Source organism: Janibacter sp. CoH_79_TC_3 (assembly GCF_058197955.1).
Genome location: NZ_JBXWIV010000004.1, coordinates 273,317 through 281,619 on the forward strand (window position 1 = coordinate 273,317; position 8,303 = coordinate 281,619).

Consider the following 8,303-nt stretch of genomic DNA (forward strand, 5'->3'; position numbering starts at 1 on the left):
GTGCTAAATGATTGAATGTTGCGGACTATAAGTTAACGTTTACGGCCAAATTTACGCTGCTTTTTATTACTAATCTCAGTAATCGCATGAGCAATCTCTTCTTCATTGAGGCTAGCCACTTGTTGCAAAATTTGCATCATATCAGGGCTCAATACATATTTAGCATGATGAGCAATATCATCGATGCGCTGATCAAAAGTTAATATACCGGTTTCTTCCTCTTTTTGTAGATAATCAAGACGAGTCAAAGCACCGATAAAACTGGTAAATAGCGCACGGTCGAAAAAGTCAGGAATGTCGTCAGCATATAGTACTGACAAGCGCTGACCCAATAGATGACAGAGGTCAACAACTTCGTTTTCAGTCAGATTACCCGAGCCTTGCTGCGCAAGTAGCGCAAGGGTCATAAAGTAACGCTCAAGGCTTTGTTCAACCGGTGTGGCCAGCACTTGTAGCTGCTGATAGCATTTGCTATTTGTTTCAGGGACGCTCAGCATGCCATCGCTTAATTCTATAATCAGTCCATTGGCGATGAGGCTATCGACTTTTTTGTCGAGTGTTTCCGCCAAACCATGGGCTGGATAGTATAAGAACAGCTCGCTTTGAAGAAATGGATATAATTGCTCGGCAATACTGTTCAAACGACTGCGCTCGATGCGACCATTGCGCGCTACCAATGCCGCTAGGAATGATAATAAAATAAAGACATGGAGGATATTATTACGGAAATAACTAAGTAGAGCAGCTTGCTTGCCGGCAATTTGAATAATATCGCCCAAGATATGCGGTATACGCTCGATAAGCTTGAGCTTAATACCATAATCGATGATTTGCTGCGGCGACATATCGGTGATGACGGTATCAGCTGAGTAAGGTAGCTGCTGCGCCAGACCTTGATATAGGGCAATTTGCTCACGGCAAATTTCTTCGTCAAGCGCCGATTTTGGTGCGGATAATAATACCAACGATAATAGTGATACAGGGGTAATAACCGCTGCTTTATTGATATGCTGCATCACTTTGACGCCGATATTATCGACCATAGCGCTGGTTTTATCATCGAGCGGCGTATCGGTGCGGTCAGCAGGTAAGCTGTTGGCCGGTACATCAAATTTTGTCATAAAGTCGCTAAGGTATAGCGGCGTGCCAAAGCTTAAATGTACATTGCCAAAAATACGCTCAATCTTACGCCCAACTTTGAGTAAACCTATTAACGATTCAGATTCTTTTGGTTTGCCTTTTAGCTCACCAACATAGGTACCACCTTCCATAATGCGCTCGTAACCGATATAGGTCGGTATAAATACCACTGGCTTCACAGAATGACGTAATTGACTGTGCACTGTCATTGCCAGCATACCCATCTTCGGCGGTAACAGTCGTCCTGAACGCGAACGACCACCTTCGATAAAGTACTCAATTGGCGTATTACGGGTAATCAATGTGTGCATATATTCACGCAGTACCGCGGTATACAGCGCGTTACCACGGAAGCTACGACGAATATAAAAGGCAACAGCACCGCGTAATAATGGCCCTAATACTGGCACATCTAAATTGTCACCGGCAGCAACATAAGGAATGCTCAGGCCGCGCTTGTAGATGACATAAGAGAGCAGTAGATAGTCGACATGACTACGGTGACAAGGCACATAAACCAGTTCGTGATCTGCCGCTAGCTCACGCACACGCTCAAAGTGATGTACTTCGACGCCATCATAAAGCTGGGTCCACAACCAAGTAAGGAATTTATAAAAACCACGCACAATCGAGTGCGAATAGTCATTAACCATCTCATTAGCGTAGCCTTTTGCCAACATACGCGCTTCACGTACGCTGGTACCTGACTCAGCGGCTTCAGCTTCTATAGCATGTTTAATAGCTGGCGAATATACCAGCTTATCGACCAAGTTGCGTCTGTCTGACAAATCAGGACCGAGCATACTGGCACGCTGTTTGTCTAAGTAAATATTAAGCTGTTGTTGCAACGAGCGCACAAGTTCGCGATTGCCATCAGCGGCTGCAACCATGGCATAGCTCGGCGCTTCGTCGCTATCCTTTACGATACTGCTGCTATCTTTTAAATCGTTAGCTTTTAATTCGCTATTTTCTAAAGTACTGTCTTCTAAAGTGCTGTCTTTTAATAAACTGTCTTGTGCGAAGCTATCTGTTAAATCGCTGGCCACTGAATCGAATATAGAAAATCCTTCGCCATCGCCTTTAAGACTGTCATTAATAAGCGTACGCAAGTCTTGTGGCGGATGGAATTGCACAAAGGTGTCGCGTCCCATGACGCCGATATTAAATAGCTGCTTGGTGATACTGGGGTCTTGCCAGTTATCAGCCGTCAATAGCTTAAATAACGAGTCTTCTTTTTCTGGCGCGCGTCCCCATAGGATGGAGACGGGTACCAAGCGCACTTTCAATTCTGGGTATTGCAAAACGGCAGAAACTAAGCGCGATAAGCGAGGGGATAGCTGGCTGTCTTTGGCATGTGGATGATGTAAAAATATAATCGCCGCATTTTCTTTAATGCCGTGGGCAATATCTTGTACCCCAACCAAGGCGGGTGGCAGATTGTGCTCTTGCGTTTGCAGGTCAATCAAAATACTGTTGGAGCGCGAATAGTCTTGCAGCACATAAAACCTGAGGATATTGTCGTCGTCATCAAACTCAGGCAATTCGCCCAATAGCTTTGGCTTAACGGCAACATCAAGCATCTGTCCCGATAGCTTACGATACAGCTGATTAATCGGTGCATTAGAATAGGTTTTTGGCACGACTGGGCTGATATCAGTGTCTAAATCCTTAGTCGCTGCCGTGTCGCCAGTCGTTACTGGCGCTTTAAAAATCCGTTTTTTTAAGAACTTCGGTATCATAATCAGTATCAAAATTAGTCAAATATATTGTGCTTATGATGCCATAAAAGCCATCAAAGCGATATATGGTGTCTGTATATACTGTTAATATTAACATTATCACCAGAGAATATATCAGATAAGATTGTTATTGAAAGGCGCAATTCTTTGAAGTCATAGGTAGAAAAATTAGCGATTTCACGTCATATTGTATTAAGATTAAAGCAGGATTAAGATATTGTTCTTTAAATCCTTTTTAAATTTATTCTCTAACCTTTTATCTAAGCTAAAAACATTATGACTCCTGCTATCAAACTTGCCAAACAACGTAACCTTGATTATAAGCTGCATGAATATACTCACGACAGTAATGCTGCGTCTTTTGGTTTGGAAGCTGCTGAAAAACTGGCAATTGCTGCCGAGCGTGTGTTTAAAACTTTGGTGGTTATAACCGATACTGGCGTGCTGGCAGTGGCTATTTTACCCGTGGATAAAACCTTAAATTTCAAAAAAATGGCCAAGGCGCTATCTGTTAATAAAATGCTACCCTGCAAAAAAGTACAAATGGCCGATCCTAAGCAGGTCGAACGAACTACCGGCTATGTGCTTGGCGGCGTCAGTCCGTTGGGTCAAAAAAAGCGCTTAGCGACTCTCATACATGCCTCCGCGCAAGAGCAAATCAGTATCTATGTCAGTGGCGGTCGCCGAGGTTTGGAGATTGAATTGCCGCCTAAGCAATTAGCAACCACCCTTGCTGCAAACTTTGCAGATATTGTTGATGATTAATTTCTAGCAGGCTTTGCCCTTTCTAAGGATTTTACCTATGCCACATTTAACCATTCAAGTGACGCCAAATGTCATCATTACTCATGAAGAATCATTTCTTAGAGCATTAAATCAAGCATTATGGGACAGTGGGCATTTTGGTAAGCCAACTGATATCAAAACGCGCATGATACCGATTGAGACATTCTTGGTGGGTGTTGCAGACGATGAGCAACGCAGTGGCTTTATTTATGCGCATCTCAAAATAATGAGCGGTCGTGATGAGGTCATACGGCATCAGCTCGCTGAGCTATTAACGGCTGCCATAGAAGGGGCGTTAGATGGCGAGCAATCAGGGCGAGTAGACATACAGATATGTGTTGAAGTGGAAGAGATCAGCGCGATTTATCATAAGCAAATGCTTGGCAGTTAGAATGCTCAGCGGTTAGCCTACTGAGGAGCGAAAGGCTGAGTAGTGAAAAATACTGAGAAGTTAAAAGGTTTGCTATCGCTGAAAGCTATTGGTTATAAAATGCTATGAATCGTTATAAATACTCGCATAAGGATTCACTGGCATACTTAGGTAATATCATCACCTCAACCTTATAACCCGCCATTTTACCTTGTGTCGCCATCAGATTGCGCGCGATACGTAAGCGATATTCTCCGGTTGCGGGTAGGCAACCTTGATAAACGATACCGCCTTTGGTGCCATCTTGGGTGCCGTTTGGCATATGTAGCACGCCGACATTGGCAGTCTCAGGCGTACCAGCTAGAGGCGCAATGTTAATAATGGCATATTGCCAGCTGCTCGCATCAAAGCGATACCAACGTTCATTTTCATTGGGTTTTAATTTCCCAGTCACCGTGCTACTGATAGCACCTTTCGCAAAATGAATAGGGGTGTCGCTACTTTTAGCCAATGCACTATTGGCGCTAACGCCTATCAAGGTAGCACTAAGTAACAGCGTGTTTATAGCCCGTGTGGTTAATAAGTTGCTCTTGTTATGAATGGAAAACATCATGATCTCCTCACTGAGTTTGTTATCTATTATTTCCAGCTTTATTACTTTTAGTTAAGCATAAAAAAGCGCCTAAATAATAGGCGCTTTTCTTATCAATCATTAATTAATACTTTTGCAATTCTAATCTAGGAAAGCAAAGTTGTCGATGTCCATTGCTGTCATGCTGCTGCTTGGTGCAACCATACCTTCGGCATGACCTGAAGTACGTGGCAACAACTTATCGAAATAGAACTCAGCAGTTTGGATTTTGGCTTTATAGAATTCTGGTGATTCAGTGCCGCCGTTTTCAAGCTTGTCATAAGCAACCGCTGCCATACGCGCCCAGTGATAACCCATCATCACATAACCTGAGTACATCAAGAAGTCATCTGATGCCGCTGAGATGATTTCACGGTCTTTACGTGCCATTAGCATCAAGCGGACAGTCAAAGTGTTCCACTCAGCACATAGCTTAGTCAATGCCCAAACGAATTTGCGCATGTCTTTATCTAAGGCATACTCGCCACACCATTTCATGATGCTTGAGGTGTAATCACGGATGATTTTGCCTTTAGACTGCAAGATAACTTTACGACCCAATAAATCTAGTGCTTGGATACCAGTCGTGCCTTCGTACATGGTTGCGATACGAGCATCACGAGCGATCAGCTCCATGCCCCATTCTTTGATATAACCGTGACCGCCATACACTTGCTGACCGTGTTTGGCCGCTTCAATACCAAGCTCAGTTAAGAAGCCTTTAAGGATTGGCGTGTAGAAACCAAGCTTGTCATCCCATTTCTCAAATTCTGCATCATCACCATTGGCGATGCCTTGAGACATTTTATCCGCATAGCGAGCTGAATGATAAATCATTGAGCGACCGCCTTCTGCAAAGGCTTTTTGGGTCAATAGCATACGGCGAACGTCTGCATGATGAATGATGGCATCAGCAACTTTTTCAGGCTCTTTGGTACCTGACAAGGTGCGCATAGAACGACGGTCTTTAGCGTATGGTAGGGCATTTTGGAATGACAATTCAGTATGCGCCAAACCTTGGATACCAGTACCGATACGGGCGGTGTTCATAAAGGTGAACATGGCTTTTAGACCTTTGTTTGGCTCACCAATCAGGTAACCAACCGCATCATCAAAGTTCAGGACACAAGTCGCTGATGAGCTGATGCCCATTTTGTGTTCAATTGAACCACAACCAACGCCATTACGCTCTCCGATTTCGCCTTCAGCATTTGGCAAGAATTTTGGTACGATAAATAATGAGATACCGCGTGTGCCTTCTGGTGCATCTGGTAGGCGCGCTAGTACGATGTGAATAATGTTTTCAGTTAAATCATGCTCACCGCTTGAGATGAAAATCTTAGTGCCGCTAAGCTTATAGCTGCCGTCTTCTTGCGGGATGGCTTTTGACTTAACTTGACCCAAATCCGTACCACATTGTGGTTCAGTCAGACACATGGTGCCCGCCCAAGAGCCTTCAACCAGTTTATGCAAGTAAGTTTCTTTTTGCTCATCCGTACCATATTGCATAATGGTATTGATGCAACCAGTCGATAGCCCAGGATACATTGCCCAAGGCCAGTTAGCCGTACCAATGATTTCAGCTTTAATCAAGTTGATTGACATTGGTAGGTTCATACCACCGAATTTCTCAGGGTACGAAATACCTTGCCAGCCGCCTTCAACGAACTGGTTATAAGCTTCTTTAAAGCCCTTAGGAGTCGTAACCACGCCATTCTCAAAATGACAGCCTTCTGCATCTGCTGGCTGATAAAGTGGTGCAAGGACGTTTTCGGCAAAGTCAGCCATACCTTGAAGAATCATATCAACCGTTTCAGGATCAGCGTTTTCGCCGTTGTCTAAATCTTTATAGTGGGTTTGGAAGTCAAAAACATCATTTATCAAAAACTTGATATCACGCAAAGGTGCTTTGTAAGTTAACATAGTCGCTCTCTTTGGTTATTCGCTAATATAGACTGTCAGCTTAGTAGGTAAGCTACAGTTTATGGAAGCGGTTGTTTAATTATTTGGGGTAATGGTGGACAATATCAGGCGTTGTCATGTAGTTTTATTAAGAACAGCTTATCCATTTCGATAACCGTTAAGGCGTCCTTGATAAAAAATAGCTGTTTTGGCATTGAGGTCAGTATAAATCTTCTATAGCGACAAATATACAACTAATAACTAATATTCATAATTGGATATTTAAAACAAAACATTTGGTTATAAATATAGAATATTGTTTTGAATGACCCTTTTTATTTTGAACTGTCTGTAACTCGCATAATGTGGTTTAAAGATAGACGATAGTAGCAAAAATATTTAACGATATGATTTACGTGAATTAATAAGATGAATGATGAATAAAAGAAAGCCAATTATGAGCGCATTAAAGCGCCAAACAAAACATAAGTCACAACACAAGGTAACGCCAGCATCTTGGCTAATAGCATTATTTGCGCGCTTAAAAAATCTCATCGACGGTGAGCTCCATCACTTGCTGACGGTCAATCGTAGCAAGCGCCCGTGGCATATGCCGATTATAGCCGCGATTGCGATTAGCTTTCCGGTATTTGTGGGTGCCTACTTTGACGCCTTATCGTCTGGTATCAAAGCGTCTTTGGGGGCGATGGTTATTTTAAACGTACCCTTAGTCGGTAAGCTGCCGTATCGGTTGGTGACAGTGATGGCATGGGGCTTTTCGATGTCGTTGTGCTTCGCGCTCGGTTTGATAGCACAGCAAATCCCGCCATTAAAATTGCCGATATTTACCTTGATGGCTTTTGGTATCGTAATTTTTGGGCGTTATTATCGCCAGCCGCCACCCGCAGGCTTGTTCGTGATGATGGCGGGAGCGATTGCGCTATTTATACCGCTGCCCTTAGAAGACGTCATGCCAGCTACGGGTTTGGTAATGCTCGGCAGCGGCTTTGCTTTGGTGATGGCACTGTTATATTCGCTGTTTTTATTGGCGACGCGCCCATCAACGCCGACACCTACTTATAGCTATGAGCCCGATACCATCACGGAAAGTGTGATTGTCGCCGGTTTTGTCAGTTTAGCGCTAGTTATCGCGCTTACCTTAAATTTATCAAATCCGTATTGGGCGGCGGTCAGCTGCTTTTTGATTATCCAAGGTATTCATTTGCGTACCATGTGGATTAAGCAGATACATCGCTTGCTTGGGACGATATTAGGCGTGGGGCTGGCGGGTTGGATGCTATCGTGGGGTTTGCCGATATGGGGCGTGGCGCTGGCGATATTGGCAATGATGCTGTGTATTGAAACCTTGGTTGACCGCCACTATGGGCTGGCGGTGATATTTATCACACCGCTAACGATATTTATTGCCGAATACGGCAGTGGCTTACCGTTTTCTGAGCAAGCTTATCAAGAAGTCATTTTGGCACGTTTGTTTGATACTATTATTGGTTGCTTGGTCGGTTTAAGCGGCGGCGTGGTGATGCATTCAACCAATTTACGCGTCCCGCTGCGCCGGATGGAAGATTGGTTATTGACGCGTTTTGGCTAAATAAATACCTTTATAAAAGAAGATATATATGATTAAAAAAGGCCGTATAATGAACTGACCCCCATAAGTTGGACACAACTTATGGGGTATTTTTATGCGTTACGATCTAGACTTTAAGATGCAAGT

General features: G+C 43.6%; 6 protein-coding genes. 3 read left to right on the forward strand and 3 right to left on the reverse strand.

The annotated features are described in order from the left end of the window. Nucleotides 1-32: 32 nt before the first annotated feature. Nucleotides 33-2,879 (reverse strand): glycerol-3-phosphate 1-O-acyltransferase PlsB, encoded by a 2,847-nt coding sequence (plsB, locus tag AC2FA3_RS06350; protein WP_490508851.1) that lies wholly within the window; start codon nt 2,877-2,879, stop codon nt 33-35. Between the two features lie 276 nt (nt 2,880-3,155). Here plsB and ybaK point away from each other — a divergent pair, with 276 nt between their 5' ends. Next, nucleotides 3,156-3,644 (forward strand): Cys-tRNA(Pro) deacylase, encoded by a 489-nt coding sequence (gene ybaK / locus AC2FA3_RS06355; RefSeq protein WP_490508853.1) that lies wholly within the window; start codon nt 3,156-3,158, stop codon nt 3,642-3,644. A gap of 37 nt (nt 3,645-3,681) precedes the next feature. Next, nucleotides 3,682-4,056 (forward strand): 5-carboxymethyl-2-hydroxymuconate Delta-isomerase, encoded by a 375-nt coding sequence (locus tag AC2FA3_RS06360; RefSeq protein WP_490508855.1) that lies wholly within the window; start codon nt 3,682-3,684, stop codon nt 4,054-4,056. A gap of 112 nt (nt 4,057-4,168) precedes the next feature. On the opposite strand, the gene AC2FA3_RS06365 is transcribed toward AC2FA3_RS06360, so the two are convergent. Both AC2FA3_RS06365 and AC2FA3_RS06370 read right to left on the reverse strand, forming a co-directional pair. Beyond that, nucleotides 4,169-4,648, reverse strand: a complete 480-nt coding sequence (locus tag AC2FA3_RS06365) for a hypothetical protein (protein ID WP_490508856.1) — start codon at nt 4,646-4,648, stop codon at nt 4,169-4,171. Between the two features lie 120 nt (nt 4,649-4,768). Further along, nucleotides 4,769-6,589 (reverse strand): acyl-CoA dehydrogenase C-terminal domain-containing protein, encoded by a 1,821-nt coding sequence (locus AC2FA3_RS06370; protein ID WP_490508857.1) that lies wholly within the window; start codon nt 6,587-6,589, stop codon nt 4,769-4,771. Between the two features lie 436 nt (nt 6,590-7,025). On the opposite strand from AC2FA3_RS06370, the gene AC2FA3_RS06375 reads away from it, so the two are divergent. Further along, on the forward strand, nt 7,026-8,177 hold the full coding sequence (locus tag AC2FA3_RS06375) for an FUSC family protein (protein ID WP_490508858.1): 1,152 nt from the start codon (nt 7,026-7,028) through the stop codon (nt 8,175-8,177). Nucleotides 8,178-8,303 lie beyond the last annotated feature (126 nt).

What these genes read in the sequence shown, in the direction of transcription:
- AC2FA3_RS06370 (WP_490508857.1), bottom strand. Translation starts at nt 6,589, where the DNA reads ATGTTAACTTACAAAGCACCTTTGCGTGATATCAAGTTTTTGATAAAT.
- AC2FA3_RS06375 (WP_490508858.1), top strand. Translation starts at nt 7,026, where the DNA reads ATGAGCGCATTAAAGCGCCAAACAAAACATAAGTCACAACACAAGGTA.
- AC2FA3_RS06365 (WP_490508856.1), bottom strand. Translation starts at nt 4,648, where the DNA reads ATGATGTTTTCCATTCATAACAAGAGCAACTTATTAACCACACGGGCT.
- ybaK (WP_490508853.1), top strand. Translation starts at nt 3,156, where the DNA reads ATGACTCCTGCTATCAAACTTGCCAAACAACGTAACCTTGATTATAAG.
- plsB (WP_490508851.1), bottom strand. Translation starts at nt 2,879, where the DNA reads ATGATACCGAAGTTCTTAAAAAAACGGATTTTTAAAGCGCCAGTAACG.
- AC2FA3_RS06360 (WP_490508855.1), top strand. Translation starts at nt 3,682, where the DNA reads ATGCCACATTTAACCATTCAAGTGACGCCAAATGTCATCATTACTCAT.